The 19,137-nt window shown below is 40.9% G+C and carries 19 protein-coding genes and 1 tRNA gene; 13 read left to right on the top strand and 7 right to left on the bottom strand.

Annotated features, from left to right (window positions below; genetic code table 11):
* Window positions 1–48: 48 nt before the first annotated feature.
* Window positions 49–1,848, bottom strand: coding sequence for a translation elongation factor 4 (gene lepA, locus BLO34_RS11455; RefSeq protein ID WP_090755451.1), 1,800 nt, complete (start codon window positions 1,846–1,848; stop codon window positions 49–51).
* 100 nt (window positions 1,849–1,948) lie between these two features.
* Between lepA and BLO34_RS11450 the strand changes: the two genes are divergently transcribed.
* On the top strand, window positions 1,949–4,363 hold the full coding sequence (locus tag BLO34_RS11450) for an outer membrane beta-barrel protein (protein WP_090755450.1): 2,415 nt from the start codon (window positions 1,949–1,951) through the stop codon (window positions 4,361–4,363).
* Window positions 4,364–4,443: 80 nt separating this feature from the next.
* The gene (gene dusB, locus BLO34_RS11445; RefSeq protein ID WP_090755448.1) at window positions 4,444–5,436 is read left to right on the top strand and encodes a tRNA dihydrouridine synthase DusB; all 993 of its coding nucleotides are present in this window, start codon (window positions 4,444–4,446) and stop codon (window positions 5,434–5,436) included.
* A gap of 382 nt (window positions 5,437–5,818) precedes the next feature.
* Here the strand turns inward: dusB and BLO34_RS11440 are convergent, their stop codons facing one another.
* The 4 genes from BLO34_RS11440 to mce all read right to left on the bottom strand — a co-directional run bounded on the left by BLO34_RS11440 (window position 5,819) and on the right by mce (window position 8,454).
* Window positions 5,819–7,036 (bottom strand): ABC transporter permease, encoded by a 1,218-nt coding sequence (locus tag BLO34_RS11440; RefSeq protein ID WP_090755447.1) that lies wholly within the window; start codon window positions 7,034–7,036, stop codon window positions 5,819–5,821.
* Complete coding sequence (gene rbfA / locus BLO34_RS11435) at window positions 7,037–7,432, bottom strand: 30S ribosome-binding factor RbfA (RefSeq protein WP_090755445.1); 396 nt, start codon at window positions 7,430–7,432, stop codon at window positions 7,037–7,039.
* 470 nt (window positions 7,433–7,902) lie between these two features.
* Window positions 7,903–7,976 (bottom strand) — tRNA-Ile (locus tag BLO34_RS11430).
* Between the two features lie 70 nt (window positions 7,977–8,046).
* Entirely contained in the window at window positions 8,047–8,454 is a 408-nt protein-coding gene (gene mce / locus BLO34_RS11425; protein ID WP_090756632.1) for a methylmalonyl-CoA epimerase, read from the bottom strand.
* Window positions 8,455–8,763: 309 nt separating this feature from the next.
* Between mce and BLO34_RS11420 the strand changes: the two genes are divergently transcribed.
* From BLO34_RS11420 to BLO34_RS11370, 11 genes are all read left to right on the top strand, one after another.
* A complete protein-coding gene (locus tag BLO34_RS11420) occupies window positions 8,764–10,626 on the top strand; it encodes a M1 family metallopeptidase (protein ID WP_090755443.1) in 1,863 nt (620 codons plus the stop codon).
* An 89-nt stretch (window positions 10,627–10,715) separates the two neighbouring features.
* Window positions 10,716–11,099, top strand: a complete 384-nt coding sequence (gene rnpA / locus BLO34_RS11415) for a ribonuclease P protein component (protein WP_090755442.1) — start codon at window positions 10,716–10,718, stop codon at window positions 11,097–11,099.
* 66 nt (window positions 11,100–11,165) lie between these two features.
* A complete protein-coding gene (locus BLO34_RS11410; RefSeq protein ID WP_090755441.1) occupies window positions 11,166–12,812 on the top strand; it encodes a S41 family peptidase in 1,647 nt (548 codons plus the stop codon).
* A complete protein-coding gene (locus BLO34_RS11405; RefSeq protein WP_090755439.1) occupies window positions 12,812–13,825 on the top strand; it encodes an OmpA family protein in 1,014 nt (337 codons plus the stop codon). Before BLO34_RS11410 ends, BLO34_RS11405 begins: the two co-directional genes overlap by 1 nt.
* Before the next feature lie 42 nt (window positions 13,826–13,867).
* Window positions 13,868–14,200, top strand: a complete 333-nt coding sequence (locus tag BLO34_RS11400; RefSeq protein ID WP_090756629.1) for an ArsR/SmtB family transcription factor — start codon at window positions 13,868–13,870, stop codon at window positions 14,198–14,200.
* A 10-nt stretch (window positions 14,201–14,210) separates the two neighbouring features.
* Window positions 14,211–14,771, top strand: coding sequence for a hypothetical protein (locus BLO34_RS11395; RefSeq protein ID WP_090755437.1), 561 nt, complete (start codon window positions 14,211–14,213; stop codon window positions 14,769–14,771).
* Between the two features lie 32 nt (window positions 14,772–14,803).
* Window positions 14,804–15,301: a DUF6428 family protein gene (locus BLO34_RS11390; protein WP_090755435.1), complete on the top strand. Its 498-nt coding sequence runs from the start codon at window positions 14,804–14,806 to the stop codon at window positions 15,299–15,301.
* An 11-nt stretch (window positions 15,302–15,312) separates the two neighbouring features.
* Window positions 15,313–15,915 carry a protein-tyrosine-phosphatase gene (locus BLO34_RS11385; protein WP_090756627.1) on the top strand — a complete coding sequence of 201 codons (603 nt, stop codon included), beginning with the start codon at window positions 15,313–15,315 and terminating at the stop codon, window positions 15,913–15,915.
* A gap of 13 nt (window positions 15,916–15,928) precedes the next feature.
* The gene (locus BLO34_RS11380) at window positions 15,929–16,363 is read left to right on the top strand and encodes a hypothetical protein (protein WP_090755433.1); all 435 of its coding nucleotides are present in this window, start codon (window positions 15,929–15,931) and stop codon (window positions 16,361–16,363) included.
* 9 nt (window positions 16,364–16,372) lie between these two features.
* Window positions 16,373–17,422 carry an ACR3 family arsenite efflux transporter gene (gene arsB, locus BLO34_RS11375; RefSeq protein ID WP_090755432.1) on the top strand — a complete coding sequence of 350 codons (1,050 nt, stop codon included), beginning with the start codon at window positions 16,373–16,375 and terminating at the stop codon, window positions 17,420–17,422.
* A 33-nt stretch (window positions 17,423–17,455) separates the two neighbouring features.
* Window positions 17,456–18,343 carry a cation diffusion facilitator family transporter gene (locus tag BLO34_RS11370; protein WP_090755430.1) on the top strand — a complete coding sequence of 296 codons (888 nt, stop codon included), beginning with the start codon at window positions 17,456–17,458 and terminating at the stop codon, window positions 18,341–18,343.
* Between the two features lie 38 nt (window positions 18,344–18,381).
* On the opposite strand, the gene BLO34_RS11365 is transcribed toward BLO34_RS11370, so the two are convergent.
* Both BLO34_RS11365 and BLO34_RS11360 read right to left on the bottom strand, forming a co-directional pair.
* Window positions 18,382–18,855 (bottom strand): GNAT family N-acetyltransferase, encoded by a 474-nt coding sequence (locus tag BLO34_RS11365; RefSeq protein ID WP_090755429.1) that lies wholly within the window; start codon window positions 18,853–18,855, stop codon window positions 18,382–18,384.
* Window positions 18,856–18,858: 3 nt separating this feature from the next.
* The gene (locus BLO34_RS11360; RefSeq protein ID WP_055411458.1) at window positions 18,859–19,119 is read right to left on the bottom strand and encodes a hypothetical protein; all 261 of its coding nucleotides are present in this window, start codon (window positions 19,117–19,119) and stop codon (window positions 18,859–18,861) included.
* Window positions 19,120–19,137 lie beyond the last annotated feature (18 nt).

Here is a 19,137-nt window from a genome sequence, read left to right as displayed (position 1 = left end):
TTTGAAGGGCTTTTTTAGTGTTACGCTTTCGCGAAAGCGTAATTATTCTTAATCATTTAACTTCAATACCGCCATAAACGCTTCTTGCGGTATTTCAACATTCCCTACTTGACGCATACGCTTTTTACCTTTTTTCTGCTTTTCAAGAAGTTTACGTTTACGGGAAATATCACCACCATAACATTTTGCGGTTACATCCTTACGCAAGGCTTTGATCGTTTCACGAGCAATGATTTTTGCACCAATAGCTGCCTGTACAGGAATATCAAATTGCTGACGCGGTATCAATTCTCGCAGTTTCTCCACCATTTTTTTTCCTATCGTATATGCATTGTCAAAGTGAATCAAAGCACTCAATGCATCCACAGATTGTCCATTAAGTAATACATCCACACGAACTAGCTTTGAAACACGCAACCCTATAGGTGCGTAATCAAAAGATGCGTATCCTTTTGATACGGTTTTTAAACGGTCATAGAAGTCAAAAACAATTTCGGCCAGTGGCATATCAAACATTAGCTCTACACGTTCTGTAGTAAGATAGGTCTGGTTAGTGACCACTCCACGTTTTTCAATACAAAGTGACATCACATTCCCTACAAAATCAGATTTTGTGATAATCGTGGCCTTAATGTATGGTTCCTCTACTCTATTGAGTGTTGATGGTTCAGGTAAATCTGATGGGTTGTTGACAATCAAAACCTCATCAGGATTCTTATTAGTAAACGCATGATAAGAAACGTTAGGTACCGTGGTAATAACGGTCATATCAAACTCACGTTCCAATCTTTCTTGGATAATTTCTAAGTGTAGCATTCCAAGGAATCCACATCTAAAACCAAAACCTAGTGCCGCACTACTTTCTGCTTGAAAAACAAGTGATGCATCGTTGAGCTGTAGTTTCTCCATACTGGACCGCAGGTCTTCATAGTCCTCAGTATCTACCGGATAGATTCCTGCAAAAACCATGGGCTTCACATCTTCAAAACCACCTATAGGATTTGTCGTTGGGTTGTCATGATCTGTGATGGTATCACCTACTTTAACTTCTTTGGCCTCTTTGATTCCTGTAATCAGGTATCCTACATCACCAGCTTTTATTTCTTGTTTGGGAACCTGGTTTAGTTTCAAGGTTCCTATCTCGTCAGCATAATAGCTCTCGCCTGTCGCGACAAATTTGATGTGCTGTCCTTTTTTAATAGAGCCGTTAATTACCCTAAAAATCGTCTCAACACCTCTAAATTGATTGTACTGCGAGTCAAAAACCAGCGCCTGTAATGGTTCATCCACATTTCCTTTTGGTGGTGGTACGCGCTCAATGATAGCATCGAGAATATCTTGGATTCCCAGACCAGTTTTGGCACTTGCAGGAATCACCTCGCTTGGATCACAACCCAGTAAATCAACAATATCATCTGTCACTTCTTCTATATTGGCAGATGGAAGGTCCACTTTATTCAGTACCGGTATAATCTCAAGATCATTCTCCAGCGCTAGATATAAATTGGAAATGGTTTGTGCCTGGATACTTTGCGCGGCATCGACAATTAATAATGCGCCTTCACAAGCGGCAATGGAACGGGAAACCTCATAAGAAAAATCCACATGTCCAGGAGTATCGATTAAGTTCAATATGTACTTCTCGCCGTCAGGTGCGACATAATCCATCTGGATCGCATGGGATTTAATGGTGATACCACGTTCCCGTTCTAGATCCATATTATCGAGCAACTGCGCCTTTGACTCGCGTTTGGTAACCGTTTGGGTAGCATCCAGCAGGCGGTCTGCCAGCGTGCTTTTACCGTGGTCAATGTGAGCGATGATACAAAAGTTGCGTATGTTTTTCATAGAAAATTTATCGGTACAAATATAATCTAAAAGGTTATGCTCTATAAACCTACTTATTACATGTCGGTTTTGTTATTTTTACCTAGAACTCCTTTTCTGTATGAAATTTATTACGCTTTTAGCGGTACTTGTGAGCCTTCAAATCACAGCCCAACATTCCATACAAGGAAATTTAGTAGATGAACAAAAAACGCCCGTAGCATTTGCAAACGCGCTCTTGTTCAAAATGCCCGACAGTACTTTCTACAAAGGCACGACCACAGATGAGAATGGTCGGTTCCAGATGGAAAACATTGCAACGGGTGACTATTCTTTTGCAGCGAGTTATGTGGGATATGTTACGCTTTCGCGAAAGCTGACTATCGACAAACCCACTAATCTTGATGATCTGACTCTTTTATCTTCAACCGAATCTCTAGCTGGTGTTGTGGTCACCGCAAGGCGTCCCACCATAGAAAAGCGTCCCGATCGCTTGATCTTCAATGTGGAAAACACATCGCTTAGCACTAGCAATGCAGCCAACATTTTGAAAAATACGCCAGGAGTTTTTGAAATGAACGGTTCCTACATGGTGCAAAATGCAACTGCGGTAATTTATATCAACGATAGGCGTGTCTATATTACCCAAGACGAACTTAACGACTTCTTACAAAGCCAAAGCGGCGATAATATTAAAAGTGTCGAGGTCATCACAAACCCATCTGCCAATTATGATGCAGAAGGTGTCGCTGTCATCAATATAAACACCAGCAAAGGCGTTTCTTTAGGGTACAAAGGATCTATTAATGGTAGTTATTCTATTGATGAACTCGCCAAATATCAAATAGGAACCTCTCAATTCTACAAGAATGATTGGGTGAATATTTATGCAAACTACAGTTACAACCCGCGCAAAGATTTAAAATTGGATGAAGCCCAAGTAGGCTTTTTCAATCCAGACGGCACGCGCAGTTCCCGCTGGTTTACAGACTTTGAAAAAGTAACTGACAGTGATGCGCACAACTTCAATACTGCCATCGACTTCACACTCAACGACAATAACGACATTAGCATTTCAGGAAATTATAGTGCTAACAATAATCAAGACGTTCGTACAGATGTTAGAACATTGATTCTACCTAATGGCGCGATGGATTTTGATGGATTTGATACAGATAGTGATCTTGCTATCGACCGTACCACAGGCTTCGTCAACGGTGCATGGATAAATACTTTCAATGAAGGCTCTGGTAGGTTCTCACTGGAAGGAAACTATATCTTTACAGATCGTGACAAGACACAAGATCTATTGAGCACCTTTTTTGGCACTGATGGCAACACAGTAGGAACGAACAGTTTCTTTACTGATGCTGCACAAACCATTGATATCGCTGTCGCGAAAGCGGACTACGAAAACACCTTAGGAAACTACATTCTCAAAGCAGGAGCCAAATTCTCTGATGTAAGCTCCACAAGCCAGTTGGACTTCTTTGATACTGATGCTGGGTCCCGACAATTCAACGCAGCGCTCTCTGATCGTTTTCTATACGATGAAAAAATCTATGCCGCATATTTCCAATTGGATCGCGATTGGGAAAAATGGGCGATCGCACTAGGCCTGCGCGCAGAACAAACTGATGTAGAAGGCGACAGTCGGTCACTAGGTCAAGTAAACACTCAAGAATATTTTGAGTTATTCCCTAATGTTTCCTTGACAAATCAGGTTAACGATAATAATGCCTTGACATTAAGTTACCGTCGTTCCATTGAGCGACCACGATATGAAAGTTTGAATCCTTTTAGCTACTTTATTAATGACAATAATGTGAATACAGGTAACCCAAATCTGCAACCTGCGTTTACCAACAAGATTAACCTCAACTGGAATATAAAGAACCAATACTTTTTTGATGCATACTACACCAGAACAGACAATGCATTAGCCATTCTTCCCTTTCAAAACAATCAAACCAATGTTTTGAATTCGCAGAATTTCAACATGGACTATGAGTTGCAGTACAGTCTGGATTTTCTGTTCTATACATTTTTAGGGAGTAGTATCGTATTTCAGGCGCAGACCAGTCTTTTCTACATGGAAAATGAATTTACAGCAATTCAATCTGGCGGTGTGAAGCAAAAGAATGATGTGACTGGACTTTATGTAAATTCGATTAGTAGTATCAACCTTTCTGAAGACCGGACTTTTAGTGCTACGGTTGAATTGGGATATCTATCTAATATTCTAATAGGTTCCTACGAATTCAAAAACCAATTCACATCAGGTATAGGATTGAGAAAAAGCATCTGGAATGACCGTGCTGTTCTCACGCTGGACTACGATGACATATTCTTGAGTCAGAATCAGCCGTTGAAATCTCGTTATTTGAATCAGGATAATGAATACTTGGGACTTCCAGAAACTAACCTTCTGACTTTAGGTTTTATCTACAATTTCGGAAATTTCAGATTAAGCAACAATGATGTTTCTACTCCAGAAGATCAAGAGCGCATCAATACTCGTGACAATAGCTTTTAGAAGTACGCTTTCGCGAAAGCGTGATTCCACCATCGCCGTGCACTCCATAAATTGTCAAACAACTGCCCTATCTTTGCACCATGGTTAAGATAGGCGACATAGAACTTCCTGATTTCCCTCTATTACTCGCACCTATGGAAGATGTGAGTGATCCACCTTTCCGTACGTTGTGTAAGGAAAATGGTGCAGACGTCGTTTTTACCGAATTTATTTCCAGTGAAGGTTTGATTCGTGATGCCGCAAAAAGCACCATGAAACTGGACATCTATGAAACGGAGCGTCCAGTTGGCATCCAGATTTTTGGAGCTAATATGGAATCCATGCTACAATCTGTAGAAATCGTAGAGCGTACCAAACCTGATATGATTGATATCAACTTTGGTTGTCCCGTGAAAAAAGTAGTTTCCAAAGGCGCTGGCGCAGGGATTCTAAAAGACATTGATTTAATGGTAGAATTGACCAGCGCCATGGTCAAACATACCAACTTGCCCATTACCGTAAAAACCCGATTGGGTTGGGACCACGACTCCATCAAGATTGTTGAGGTGGCAGAAAGGCTGCAGGATGTTGGGATTAAAGCCATCAGTATTCACGGCCGTACTAGAGCACAGATGTACAAAGGCGATGCCGATTGGAAACCTATTGCTGCTGTAAAGAACAATCCGCGTATGCATATTCCTGTTTTTGGGAACGGCGATGTCAACACACCAGAACGTGCTGTAGAAATGCGTGATGAATACGGACTCGATGGTGCGATGATAGGTCGAGCTAGTATAGGTTACCCATGGTTTTTTAGAGAAGTAAAACACTTTTTCAATACAGGCGAGCACCTTGCACCACCAACCATGCAAGAGCGTGTTGAAGTCGCGCGACGTCATTTGGAAATGGCTATAGCCTGGAAAGGAGAAAAATTAGGCGTTTTTGAAACCCGCCGTCATTATACCAATTACTTCAAAGGCGTTCCCAACTTCAAGGAACATCGCTTAAAAATGGTCACCAGCGATGATAGTGCTGCAGTTTTTGCAGCCTTTGAAGACGTGATGCAAGAGTTTGGCGATTACAGTTTCGCTTAGAATTTAAGTTCTTCTTCACCTCTTAAAATTCACCTTTATATGTTGGTGTTTCTTCATTGAAGCTTGATTTAAAACGGCCTTGGCAAGTTTGTCGTGAAAAATGAAAGAGTTGGAGCCATTTGAAAGAAATTTATCGGTGTATATTTCGTGATAGGCTTCCGTTGAAGAATTTTAGGATCGCGATAACTTTTTCAACCGAAAGCGTTTTAATTTCTTTGGCGGAGGCTCTGATATTTTTAGACAGGTGTGCCACAGCCTAGCCTTTTTGGTTACTTTTTCGGCAATGGAAAAAGTAGCGAAAGTTTAAATCAAACTAAGCAAGCCTAAGTGGTATGATGGCTTTTGGAATTATCTGAATCAGCGCGATTTATTAATAACTGAATTACAACTTCGCTTGAGAAAGCAAACGATCATTGATCCTGCGGCTGCCTATGTAGCTTGCTATAATTCCTAGAACAGCAATCGTCAATAAAGACACCGCCACATTCAAAAATTCCATCGAGAAAGGATAAGGAATACCAGGAGCAATATAGATCCACTTATACGCGATCTGACCATAAACAAAACCCATTCCTATCAGCAGTCCTATGATACCGCCAGAAAGTGTCATCAACGTTCCTTGAAGGAAAAAGATAAGGCGTAGCTGACCAACCTCAGCGCCCAAATCTGCGAGGGTTTTCAGGTTTTTCTTCTTGTCTAGAATCATCATGATTATCGATCCCACTACATTGAAAAGAGCAATGATCAATACCAACGTAAAAATTAAATACACAGCGAGGTTCTCGCTATTCAGCATTTTGTAGAGAGCGCCGTTGAGCTGCAGTTTGTTCTTGATTTCAAGATCCACATCAAATAACGCAGTGATATCGTCGCGCACATCATTTTCAAGATCAGGATCTGTGAGTTTTAATTCGAGCGCGGTAACCGTAGAGTCGCTATAATTAAGCAGTGTGCGCGCAGCGCTTAATCGCATAAATATATACTTGTTATCTAGATCCTCATTGACACTAAACATCCCAGTAGCAATCGCATCCAGCGTGCTAAAAGATCGGCTCAGGTTCATTGCGTTAATCGCGTTAGTTCCAGGTCTTGGAACCATGATTTGAATAAAAGTAGAGTAGTCATTAATCCCTATGCTTAAATCATCTTTTATTCCGGCACCTATAACAACTTGAGGGTCGTTATCTGTTAACCAGCTACCATACATAAGTATGGAATCAGGTGCGACGATTTGGTCATAATTGTCTGGCACGCCTTTGATAAAAGCGATGTCATTTTTTTCCGCATAGCTCAGGAACGCTTTTTCTTCAATCACTTCAGAGAGTACTTGAATTCCTTCAATGTTTTCGAGAGCACGCTTTCGCTTGAGCGGAACATTCAAAGTCTTTCCCTGCACAGCAGTAACCTGCAAATCTGGATCAAAATATCCCGAGAAATTAGTGCTGAATTCCTTCAAACCGCTAAAACCAGACAGCACGATAAAAAGCGCGGTCGTTCCCACGATCGTGATGATAAAACTTAGGATATTGATGATGTTGATGGCGTTCTTGCCATTCTTTGAGATCAGATAACGTCGCGCTATGTAGAACGGGAAATTCACCTATGACTTCTTGCGGCGTGGCAGGATATCTGGATTCTCGATCGGGTTGTTTTTGCCCTTTAATTCTTGGTCAATCTGATCCATGTATTCCAGACTGTCGTCGTTAAAAAACTGAAGCTCTGGCATGCGACGGAACTGGTGGCGCACCTTTGCAGCTACCTCATAGCGTATGTCGCCAGTCATCTCTACGATTTCCTTCACCACGGCATCAGCCTTTTCTGGCGGGAAGACAGAAATAAACGCTTTGGCATATCCCAAATCTGGCGTCACCGTCACCTTTGTAACCGATACCAGCAGATTCTTCACCGCGTTCTCTCGCATTTTCTCCTGCAGCACATTTGAGATGTCCTCTTGAAGGATACCGGCAATTTTCTTCTGACGTTGAGTTTCTTCCATGCTACAAAGGTAACTTAGATATTATAATAATTATTGTTTGGGCGTTCCTGCAAACTTTCGCTCTGACTCAAGATTGCAGTCAGGCTATCCGTTACAATCTTTTCAAGCACATAATATGGTGCAAATGGCTTGAAAAGGATTTTCACTTCTACCCCTAACGCAACACGACCAAAGGTTTGAGAACAAAAAACTTAGCGTTTACTGAGGTTTTGTCGTGGGCCCATCTGGGCTTACTTCGGCTGCGCTCAGTATAAACTTCTCACCCAGGTGCAAATAACTAAATATTGATACGAAACTTGAGTGCATAAAAAAAGACCTTAGCGTTCACTAAGGTTTATGCTTGTTGTGGGCCCACCTGGGCTTACTTCGGCTGGGCTCAGTATACTTCTCGCCCAGGTGCCAATAAATATATGTCGATACGAAACTCAAATGCATAAAAAAAGACCTTAGAATATTCTAAGGTCTTGATGTGGGCCCACCTGGGCTCGAACCAGGGACTTTCTGATTATGAGTCAGATACTCTAACCAGCTGAGTTATAGGCCCTCAAAAAATCGCAGCGCGATTTACTGATTAAAAAGTCTGCAAATTTAAACTATATGCGCTTTTAACCAAACTATTCCTTGATTTCCTGACATAGTTCTACAAGAACACCATTGGTGCCTTTGGGATGCAGGAACGCGATCCATTTATTGTCAGCGCCTCGTTTGGGTTCCTTATTTAGAATGGTAAAACCTTCTTTTTCCAATCTTGCCAATTCAATTTTGATGTCCTCAACGGCAAAAGCTATGTGATGAATGCCTTCACCTCTTTTATCTATAAATTTTGCGATCGAACTATCTGGATCAGTAGCGGCAAGTAATTCAATTTTGTTCTCTCCAGCTTTGAAAAAACTAGTGATTACGTTTTCGCTGGTTACTTCTTCTTGTTTGTAGGCTGCCGTTCCCAGCAGCTTCTTGTACAATTCGTTCGATGCCGTTAGGTCTTTGACGGCGATTCCTATATGTTCGATTTTTCCTAACATCACTCTTTCTTTATGGTAAATGTAAGATTCCAAAAGGAGCATTCAGAAATTTAGATTCATGATTTAAAAACAGGTTGCAGGAATACTTGCTCAAATCGTGCTTTTACTACTTCAAATAAACGTTGCAGCCGTACAGCGTTAAGGATTGAAACGGAAATCCTTTTTGAGCCTTGTGGAGTTAGGCTATTCAGGCTCAAAAAGATTGCAGTGTAAAGCCTGACCGCAGGGAACGCCCAAAAACGAGTTGTCAAAATTCTATAAAAACAGTATTTCCAAATTTGTATCTTTAGATCTTACAAAAAATTATACATGAAAAGGATTTTTCTAATGCTTACCGTTGGCGTTTTTCTAGCCAGTTGTAGCTCTACCCAAAACACAAAACCCGCTAAAACTACTGTCTCATCGGTACCTGGTTACTGGCAGCAACATGTGGATTATACCATGGACGTGGATATGAACGTGGATAATTACCAGTATACCGGTAAACAAAAATTAGTGTACACCAACAATTCTCCAGAAACGCTGGATCGTGTATACTACCACTTATTCTTCAATGCGTTCCAGCCTGGTAGCCAGATGGACGTTCGTTCCCGCACTATTGCAGATCCAGATCGTCGTGTAGGCGCAAGAATTGAAGCTTTAAAACCTAACGAGCAAGGGCAGCTACATGTCTCAAACATGAAGCAGGATGGTGTTGCACTGAACCCTATGGAAGAAGGAACTATTTTGATCGTACCTCTTGCCAAGGCCTTAAAACCTGGACAATCCACGACTTTTGAATTGGACTTCAATGGTCAGGTTCCCGTACAAATACGTCGCAGCGGCCGCAACAATGCAGAAGGTGTGGCGCTTTCCATGACGCAATGGTTCCCTAAAATGGCAGAATTTGATCGTGATGGTTGGAATGCAACTCCATACGTAGGTCGTGAATTTCACGGCGTTTGGGGAGATTTTGATGTGAAACTAACTCTCGATAAAGAATATACCATTGGTGGTACTGGCTACCTTCAAAACCCAAATGAGATAGGTCATGGTTATGACAAGCCTAATTCTGGTCCTGCCGCTGGAACTAATGGAAAGCTAACCTGGCACTTTAAAGCGCCTATGGTTCATGATTTCGCTTGGGGTGCAGATCCTGATTACATCCATGATATTTATCCAGGCGCAAATGGTGTGGATCTTCACTTTTTCTACAAGGATAATGAGGCCATCAAAGCAAACTGGAAGAAATTACAGCCAGACACCAACAAGATGTTGCAGTTTTTCAATGAAAACGTAGGACAGTATCCTTACCAACAATACTCTGTAATTCAAGGTGGCGATGGTGGTATGGAATATGCCATGTGTACTTTAATTACTGGAGAACGAAATTTTGGCAGCCTTGCAGGTGTTACAGCACATGAATTTGCACACTCCTGGTTCAACCATGTCCTGGCTACCAACGAGGCAAAACACGAATGGATGGATGAAGGTTTCACTACCTACATCTCCAACCTAGCCATGAATGAAATCTATAATGAGGGCAAAGAAAACCCTAATGCAGGCTCTTTTAGAGGATATGCACAACTCGCAAACTCTGGTGTGGAACAACCACAAACTACCCATGCAGATCGTTATAATTTGAATGGTGCCTATGGTACCAGCGCCTATTCTAAAGGTGCCGTCTTTATGTCGCAATTGGGCTATATCGTGGGCGATGACGTGCGCGACCAGATTATCAAGGAATACTTCAACACCTGGAAATTCAAACATCCAAATCCTAATGATTTAAAGCGTGTCGCAGAGCGTGTGAGCGGTTTTGAACTGGATTGGTACCTAATCGATTGGACTCAAACTACAAATACCATTGATTATGCGGTTGATGGAGTAAGTACAACTGGTGGCAATGCTGTGGTTTCGCTTTCGCGAAAGGGACAAATGCCCATGCCGCTTGACATCCAAGTAACCATGAATGATGGTAGTAGTAAAATGTATTATGTGCCACTTGAATTTATGTACAATCAAAAGAAAGTACCATCAGACTGGACCACAGCTGGAGATTGGGCCTGGGCCTATCCTACCTATGATTTAGAATTGCCAGGTATTGATGCCAGCAATATTGCAAGCGTTACTATAGACCCTAAAGGTTTTATGGCAGATGTTAATCGTGAGAACAACATGAAAACGATGTAAGCCAACATCATTTCAAATCTTCAAAGCCAGCTCCCAACAGAGCTGGCTTTTTGATTATCGATTGTTATTATCTCCACTACCTTTGCATCATGCGCTACACCTTAGGCAAAGACAAAAAACTTAAAAGTCAAAAAGCTATTACAGAGCTTTTCCAAAACGGTAGTTCCATAAGGAAAGGTGCTATGCTACTCAAGTATCGAGTTAAACCAGAAGCAGGTTTGCACAAATCAGGTTTTAGCGTGCCTAAACGGTTCTTCAAACATGCTGTGGATCGTAATAGAGTAAAAAGATTGCTGCGAGAAGCCTATAGATTGCAACAAAATGACCTGCCACAACTTGAAAACCAGCACTTTCATTTCATGTGGATTTATCAATCGCATAAACTTCCAGATCAAGATCACGTTAAGCACTTATTGGAAGGAATCATCAAGCAGTTGAACAAACTGCAAAACAACTCAACTACGGAATCATAATTGCACTAATTCTAGGATAATTCCGTTTTCAGTATATTAGTATAACATTTTAGCACACAAACCTTTATGGCATCCGTACCACATAAAATCAAAAGACAACTTATAGCTCCTATTTTGGGCGCCGTATTTTTTCTTTCGCTGGCCAGTTTCAAAAACGATTTTTTTGAGATCGCAAAACAGATTGAAATCTTTACTGAGATGTATAAGCAACTCAATATGAACTATGTGGATGAAACAAACCCTGCACAGCTCATGGATAACGCAATCAATGGGATGCTGTCAGATCTAGATCCATACACTAGATACTGGACTGAACAAGAAGTGGAACGCGCCAAAATTAATTCCCGCGGTGAATTCACAGGAATAGGTGCCAACGTTAGCTCTAGAGCAGATAAGCTGATCATCGTGGAGCCGTGGAAAGACTATCCAGCAGATAAAGCTGGACTCAAAGCGGGCGACGAAATCATCATAATTGATGGCGTAAAAATTTCTGACTACGATGAAAATGCTGGCCAACTTTTAGAAGGATCTGCAGATAGTCAAGTTGATATTACCTATTTGAGACAGGGAAAGGAAATGACCGCAACACTCAAGAGAGCAGCGGTTGAAATCAAAGCCGTTCCGTTTTTTGAAATGGCCACTCCAGAGATAGGTTATGTGGTGTTATCCAAATTCAACGAGAAAGCTTCCAGAGAAACTAAAGAAGCCATTAAACAACTTAAGGAGCAAGGTGCTACTAAAATCATTCTAGACTTGCGCGGTAATCCAGGTGGTTTGTTGAGTGAAGCAGTAAACGTTTCCAACCTTTTTATAGAAAAGGATAAACTCATTACCAGCACACAATCTAGCGTTGAGAAATTCAATAGGACCTATCTTACTAAGCGCAATGCCTTTGATGCTGATATTCCGTTAGCGGTGTTGATCAATGGTCGCAGTGCCAGCGCAAGTGAGATTGTGAGTGGTAGCGTACAGGATTATGATCGTGGCGTTGTGATAGGTGCCAGAAGTTTTGGGAAAGGGCTTGTTCAACGTCCTAAGCCATTGAGCTATGGAACACAGGTCAAGATCACAATATCAAGATACTACACGCCTAGTGGCCGTTGTATTCAAGCATTGGATTATTGGAACCGTGATGACGATGGTAACGCTGTAAGAACCTTGAAAGAAGATTACAAAGCCTTTAAAACCGTCAATAGCGGTCGAACGGTTTATGATGGTGGTGGCGTGGATCCAGACATCAAACTGGCTAGCGCAGCCTACTCGCCAATTACTACATCGTTACTGCGCGAGAACGCCATTTTTGACTATGCAACTCAGTACTACTATGCGCATCAATATGAGGGTCTTGATAAAATACAGCTCAATGATAAGGATTTCAATGACTTCATCGATTGGGTAGAAGTTCGTGGATTTGATTTTGAGACGGTTACGGAAACCGCTTTCGCGAAAGCGTACAAAACCGCCATCAATGAAGAACTAGACGACGATATTGCCACCAGTTACAAAGGCATGATGCAATCCATCCAGAACGCCAAAAAGAAAGACATGCGCGATAAAAAAGAGGAGCTGATGTCGCTATTGACAGACGAGATCGTAAAGCGCTATTTCTACCGTGAAGGCTTGTACAACTATCAACTTAAATACAGTCCTGAAATTCAAGAAGCCATCAAAGTGCTTAATGACAATGCCAAATACCGTAAGATCTTGAACTAATGAAAAGACTTGTCACATACCTGTTTCTAATATGTTTTGTGGCAACATCTACGGCTCAGATTACCGTTGAGCATAGTATTTACTTTGATCTGGATAAGTACAATTTCAAGAGCAGTGAGCTCCAATCTTTTGAAGCTTTTTTTAACGACTTGATCTACCTTTCTATTCTTGAAGTTGAAATTCTAGGCTATTGTGATGATCGCGGTACGCTGGAATACAATCAAACACTTTCTGAAAACAGGGTTGAAACTGTAGCTACCTGGTTGCTTGATCATGATATCAACAACATGAACATTTTCAAGCAAGTTGCAGGAAAGGGTGAAGTGGCACTCGCCTCTCAAGATGACCGACTAGAAATCATCCGCACCCGAGCGCGCAACCGTCGTGTCGATGTGCGTTTCACACTTCAAGAACCTGCTGCCAGTAGGCTCGCGATGCGCACACTACAGAAGAGTAAATTGACACCTGACCAAAATGCCGTGATCGATGAATATGAAGAAAAAGTAATCTATCAAGTGCGCAAAAAAGTGACCAGTGATGAACTTATTACTATAGACGATCTGGAAGAATACATCGATGTTCCTACCAGCATCAGCCCGCCGGTTAATAATAGGGAAGAGCCCTTTAAATCATTGCTGCGCAAAAACATTGAGAAGGATGAAATTATTATTCTCAAAGACATCCATTTCTTGAGAGGCAGATCCACTATGAATCCTGAATCTATTCCCATGATGCGACGCGTCATTGAGATTCTTGTCGCTCGACCTAACATCCATTTTCAAATACGTGGTCATGTGTGCTGCATCAACGCGATGTTTGATGATGCGCTGGATCGCAACTCTATGCGGTCTGATCTTTCTTATGCGCGTGCAAAATTAATCTTCAATATATTGTCTGACTATGGCGTGGATCCCAACCGCATGTCATTTGAAGGATACGGCCGTAAGAAACCCTTAGGCGGTAGCGATCGCGATGACCGTCGCGTGGAACTTTTTATTACAAAAGTCGAATAATTCCCTTTTTTTGAATCTATTCATCGTAATATTGCGATGAATATGGGAACAACTAAAACATCCATTTTTTCGCGTGAGGTAAACGAGGTTTCCGCTTTCGCGAAAGCAATATCTCATCCAGCCAGAGTTGCTATTATTCAGCATTTGTTGAATCGGGAAACTTGTGTTTGTGGTGATCTTGTGGACGAGATAGGTCTTGCACAAGCGACGATCTCGCAACATTTAAAAGCGCTGAAACAAATAGGTATTCTCAAAGGAACCGTAGAAGGTACCAGCACCTGTTACTGTATGAACATGGAGCGCTGGAATGAACTTAGGAACCAATTGGAATCACAGTTGCTCGGTATTGCTCATTGTTCAACTGATTGCTGTTAGGATTTAAGTTATGTATAAAATAATCTTACTTCTTACGGTTTTGATTTTCACAGGTTGTGAAGACCATACTGCAAGTGAAATCGAACAGATCACAGCCTACTACAAAGGTTTTCAAGATTCGGATTTCAATCAAATCAAGGAAACCATAGCAGACAGTATCACATTAGTAGAAGGCTCTTATAAAATGGCTTATTCCAAAGAAGGTTTTCATGAACATTTCAAATGGGATTCTGTATTTAATCCTTCTTACCAAGTGGTTAAAATAGAACCCAAAGAAGATCAATACGTTGCGGAAATTTCTGTGAGTTCTTCCAGATTTAAGTTTTTAAAAAATAATCCTCTAGTTTCTAAGCAACGATTCTACTTTAAATCGGGTCAGATTAATCGTATTGAAAATGTTGGGTTTATTGGGACAGATTGGCAACAATGGACGGCTCAAAAAGAAGCACTAATCGGTTGGATAGCGATCCATCATCCAGAGTTGGATGGGTTTATCAATGACTTGACGATGCAAGGTGGCATAGATTATTTGCAGGCAATAAAACTTTATCAAAACAGGGAAAGATCTTAATTAAAGTCAAGGCAATTGACAACAATATACTTATGAAACTATCACAATTTACAGAACAACTTAAAAACCTCAATCGCATCAGCTTTCAGCTGGAAGATGGAACCGAAGTTCCAGGACACTTTCACGTCACTGAAGTAGGAAAAGTACACCGCCATTTTATCGACTGTGGTGGTAAGGAACGCGAGGAAACCGTGGTCAACTTCCAATTGTGGAATGCGGACGATTATGACCATAGGTTACACCCAGAAAAACTGGCTCACATAGTAACTCTTTCAAAAGAACACCTAAATCTTCCCGATGCAGAGATTGAAGTAGAATATCAAGCTGGTACTATAGGGAAATATGGATTGGAGTTGCATGAAGGAACATTCATCCTGACCAACAAACAAACCGCTTGCCTCGCTGAAGACGCCTGCGGTATCCCGCAAAAGGAATCCGTTAGCGTAGAGCGTACTCGCAGTGAAAAACCAAAAATCAAGTTTTCAGACCTGCAGGGAAATTCCTGTGCACCTGGTTCTGGATGTTGCTAAAAAACATAGACATGTTTCAAAAACTAAAACAGCATATCGAAGAGCTCGATGTAAATACCATTGCAGAAGACCGCAAAGCATTATTGGATGAACTGACTGCTTATATTTCATTCAAGAAAAAAGAGAATCAGCCTATTAACCTCAACTTTATCTGTACGCATAACTCGCGCCGTAGTCATTTAGGGCAGATCTGGGCTGCTGCTATGGCTTCCTATTTCGAAATTTCTGATGTTCTTACTTTTTCAGGTGGTACAGAAACAACAGCCGTTTTTCCAATGATCATCAAAACATTGCAGTCGCAAGGCTTTAGGATTGATATAGTGGATGAGTCAGAGAATCCGCTGTATGAGGCGGCTTATGGGGAAGATGATGCCGTGTACTTGTTTTCTAAGATCTATGATGATGAAAGCAATCCTGATGAAAATTTTGCAGCTATTATGACCTGCTCACAAGCAGATGAAGGTTGTCCATTCATTGCAGGAACCGACAAAAGGATTGCGCTCACTTATGAAGATCCTAAGGTTTCTGATGGAACTGAACAGCAGGAAGCAACCTATCTGGAAAGAAGCACCCAGATCGCTACGGAAATGAAATACGTTTTCTCTAACATTTAAAGAAATCTAAAGAATGAGAACAGCTAAGGTCATATTCCTGATTTTGATATGCTTTTCCAGCTGTAAAGAAGTTGAGCAGGCCGAAACGTATCAAGCCGACATCGAAATCCTAAAAGAACAAGTTGACTCCTTAAAATTGATATCTGAAAAAGCACAATCAAATTATTGGTTTGATTATGAATTTGATGGAAACAAGTTGGTCAAAAATGGTATTAGTAATCCAGAAGGATTCATTGAAAATAGTCTTCGTAAAAATGAAGAATTGATTCCTATCAATGCAGCTCTAGGTGGAAAAATGGGTTTCGGTAATATTCAAGTTTTAAGTAGTGAATGGTTAATTGCAGAATTTGATGATGGCCATATTTTAGGAAAAGCTATTTATAAGTTTAGCTTAAACAATAACAATCAACTGGATTTTGAATTGCTTGACTATCAAGTTCCTGAATAATTAAAAAAGATGTCAAAAACCAAAAAACTGGATTTTCTAAGTCGGTACCTGACGCTTTGGATTTTTGTAGCAATGCTCATTGGAGTATTTCTGGGAAACATTATTCCAAATATTGAGGCTACTATTGATCGGTTCTCTTATGGAACGACGAATATTCCCATAGCTATTGGGTTGATCTTAATGATGTATCCGCCGCTGGCAAAGGTTAATTATTCGTTGCTTCCTAAGGTGTTTACTAATGTCAAAATATTGAGCATATCGCTTTTACTCAATTGGATCATCGGTCCGGTTCTTATGTTTATCCTAGCCATGATTTTTTTGCAGGATCATCCAGAATACTCAATTGGTTTGATTTTGATAGGTCTTGCTCGCTGTATTGCCATGGTACTCGTATGGAACGATCTCGCCGATGGTAACAAAGAATACGGCGCAGCGCTTGTAGCGCTCAATAGTATATTTCAGGTATTTGCTTATTCATTTTATGCTTGGTTGTTTATCACAGTTTTACCACCCTATTTTGGGATGGAAGGAGCCATTGTAGACATTGAACTTTCTACTATTGCGATAAGTGTTGCTATCTATTTAGGGATTCCGTTTGCGCTAGGTTTTTTGAGTAGATTGATTTTGGTTCCCATATTTTCTAAGAATTGGTATGAGAATAAATTCCTGCCATTGATAAGTCCAATTACGCTCATCGCTCTGTTATTCACCATTATCATTATGTTCTCGCTCAAGGGAAAAATGATCGTTGAAATTCCGTTTGATGTGTTGTTGATTGCGGTACCGTTGATTATTTATTTTGCTATCATGTTCTTGATCGGGTTCTTTGTGAGTAAATGGAACGGCGCGACTTATGATCAGAATGCTGCTATTTCCTTTACTGCCGCAGGTAATAATTTTGAACTGGCAATTGCTGTTGCCATAGCTGTTTTTGGTATCAATTCTGGTCAGGCGTTTACCGGTGTGATTGGACCGCTGGTAGAAGTTCCTGCGTTGATTTTACTGGTGCGTTTGTCGTTTTGGCTGAAAGGGAAATATTATACTAATCACAAAGCATAAGTAGAAGTATTCCTGAAATAGTACCTTTAATTCATGGGTCACAACCACTCTCACGATCATAGTTCTACCGGCAACATCAAGTTTGCCTTTTTCCTGAACCTTGGTTTTACGATTCTTGAAATTATTGGTGGCATCTATACCAACAGTATCGCCATCGTCAGTGATGCAATTCATGATCTGGGTGACACTTTATCCTTAGGTAGCAGCTGGTATCTACAACACAAAAGCGAAAAGAAATCTGATAAGAAATTCAGTTATGGGTATCGCAGATTGTCCCTTCTTGGGGCACTCATCAATGGAGTAGTTTTGGTTTTGGGTAGCGCTTACGTGATTTACGAAGCGATCAAACGTTTGCAGAATCCAGAGCCCAGCGATGCTCAAGGAATGATCATTTTTGCTATCATAGGAGTTGCTGTAAATGGTTATGCAGCTTACAAACTAACTCACGGCAAATCCATGAATGAAAAAGTGATGTCTTGGCACATGATAGAAGATGTGTTGGGCTGGGCAGCTATTCTGGTGGCAGCGATAATTCTTTATTTCTATGATAATCAGTATATCGATCCCGTACTATCACTATTGATAACGGCATATATCCTATTCAACGCTTTCAAGAGATTGAGAGAAACTATGTTTTTATTTCTACAGGGAATTCCTGCTGATATTGATCTGGATAAAATCAAGAGCGAGCTGCTGCAATTGGATCATGTGTGTTCTTTACATCACACCCATATCTGGTCACAGGATGGCGAGCACCATGTCTTTAGTACACACGTAAAGCTTGAAAATATTGATGCTCTTGATCAATTGTCACGCGTTAAAAAGAAGATCAATACCACTCTCGAATCCTATGATTTTGAGCATTTGACTATTGAGATCGAACTAGATTCTTCAGATTGTAGCGTGCAAGTTGCCGAATGATGATTTGTAACAAATCAGTAATTTATGAAAGATAACTTTCAGCGATTTGCCATCATCTCCATGTGTGGAATACCATCTTCTAGATAGCGCTTACCCGTTTCTTTAAAACCTAAGTCTTCATAGAATTTCTTAAGGTAGACTTGTGCAGAGATTTTGATTAAAGGTTCCACTTTTGCGAAGGCAATGGTGTTTTTGTCTTTTTGCTTATCAAAGGCAAACTCCATACTTGCCTTCATTATTTCCTTCCCATAATCCTTGCGTCGGTGTTTTGGGCTCACAACAACACGGCCGATACTTGCTGCATCAAAATAATCACCTGCTTTAAAAAGCCTTGTATAAGCAGCTAATTCCTCATCATCGTAACCCAGAACATGCATCGCTTTTTGATCCTTGCCGTCTACATCTTGATACACACAATCCTGCTCTACCACAAATACCTCACTGCGCAACTGTAGTAACGCATACAGCTCTTTTATGGATAGTTCTTCAAAAGATTTGATACGTATTTCCATAAATTAGAAGCGTTTGGGAACGTTTTTAGGCTGCGGCGGCTTGATACCAATCCGTATATCTGTAATGATTTTTTCCAGCATGTTGCCAAATTCCTCATCACCTTGAGCCATGAACTCTTGGCGTTTGGTATCCAGATCGGCTAGGGTTTCTTCTTTTTCGTCATCTTCATACAACTCGAGTTCCCGCCATATTTCCATGAGTTTCTTCTCTGGATGAACGGCCGTGCGCAACTGGTGGATTATTATGGAAGCTTCTTTTTTCATAGCATTCTCCACTAAGGC

Source organism: Nonlabens sp. Hel1_33_55, assembly GCF_900101765.1.
In the GTDB taxonomy this organism is placed as follows: Bacteria; Bacteroidota; Bacteroidia; order Flavobacteriales; family Flavobacteriaceae; genus Nonlabens.
This window is presented reverse-complemented; position numbering and strand designations above follow the sequence as displayed.

What these genes read in the sequence shown, in the direction of transcription:
- BLO34_RS11365 (WP_090755429.1), bottom strand. Translation starts at nt 18,855, where the DNA reads ATGGAAATACGTATCAAATCTTTTGAAGAACTATCCATAAAAGAGCTG.
- dusB (WP_090755448.1), top strand. Translation starts at nt 4,444, where the DNA reads ATGGTTAAGATAGGCGACATAGAACTTCCTGATTTCCCTCTATTACTC.
- arsB (WP_090755432.1), top strand. Translation starts at nt 16,373, where the DNA reads ATGTCAAAAACCAAAAAACTGGATTTTCTAAGTCGGTACCTGACGCTT.
- lepA (WP_090755451.1), bottom strand. Translation starts at nt 1,848, where the DNA reads ATGAAAAACATACGCAACTTTTGTATCATCGCTCACATTGACCACGGT.
- BLO34_RS11360 (WP_055411458.1), bottom strand. Translation starts at nt 19,119, where the DNA reads ATGAAAAAAGAAGCTTCCATAATAATCCACCAGTTGCGCACGGCCGTT.
- BLO34_RS11410 (WP_090755441.1), top strand. Translation starts at nt 11,166, where the DNA reads ATGGCATCCGTACCACATAAAATCAAAAGACAACTTATAGCTCCTATT.
- BLO34_RS11380 (WP_090755433.1), top strand. Translation starts at nt 15,929, where the DNA reads ATGAGAACAGCTAAGGTCATATTCCTGATTTTGATATGCTTTTCCAGC.
- BLO34_RS11395 (WP_090755437.1), top strand. Translation starts at nt 14,211, where the DNA reads ATGTATAAAATAATCTTACTTCTTACGGTTTTGATTTTCACAGGTTGT.
- BLO34_RS11385 (WP_090756627.1), top strand. Translation starts at nt 15,313, where the DNA reads ATGTTTCAAAAACTAAAACAGCATATCGAAGAGCTCGATGTAAATACC.
- BLO34_RS11450 (WP_090755450.1), top strand. Translation starts at nt 1,949, where the DNA reads ATGAAATTTATTACGCTTTTAGCGGTACTTGTGAGCCTTCAAATCACA.
- rbfA (WP_090755445.1), bottom strand. Translation starts at nt 7,432, where the DNA reads ATGGAAGAAACTCAACGTCAGAAGAAAATTGCCGGTATCCTTCAAGAG.
- BLO34_RS11405 (WP_090755439.1), top strand. Translation starts at nt 12,812, where the DNA reads ATGAAAAGACTTGTCACATACCTGTTTCTAATATGTTTTGTGGCAACA.
- BLO34_RS11400 (WP_090756629.1), top strand. Translation starts at nt 13,868, where the DNA reads ATGGGAACAACTAAAACATCCATTTTTTCGCGTGAGGTAAACGAGGTT.
- BLO34_RS11420 (WP_090755443.1), top strand. Translation starts at nt 8,764, where the DNA reads ATGAAAAGGATTTTTCTAATGCTTACCGTTGGCGTTTTTCTAGCCAGT.
- rnpA (WP_090755442.1), top strand. Translation starts at nt 10,716, where the DNA reads ATGCGCTACACCTTAGGCAAAGACAAAAAACTTAAAAGTCAAAAAGCT.
- mce (WP_090756632.1), bottom strand. Translation starts at nt 8,454, where the DNA reads ATGTTAGGAAAAATCGAACATATAGGAATCGCCGTCAAAGACCTAACG.
- BLO34_RS11390 (WP_090755435.1), top strand. Translation starts at nt 14,804, where the DNA reads ATGAAACTATCACAATTTACAGAACAACTTAAAAACCTCAATCGCATC.
- BLO34_RS11370 (WP_090755430.1), top strand. Translation starts at nt 17,456, where the DNA reads ATGGGTCACAACCACTCTCACGATCATAGTTCTACCGGCAACATCAAG.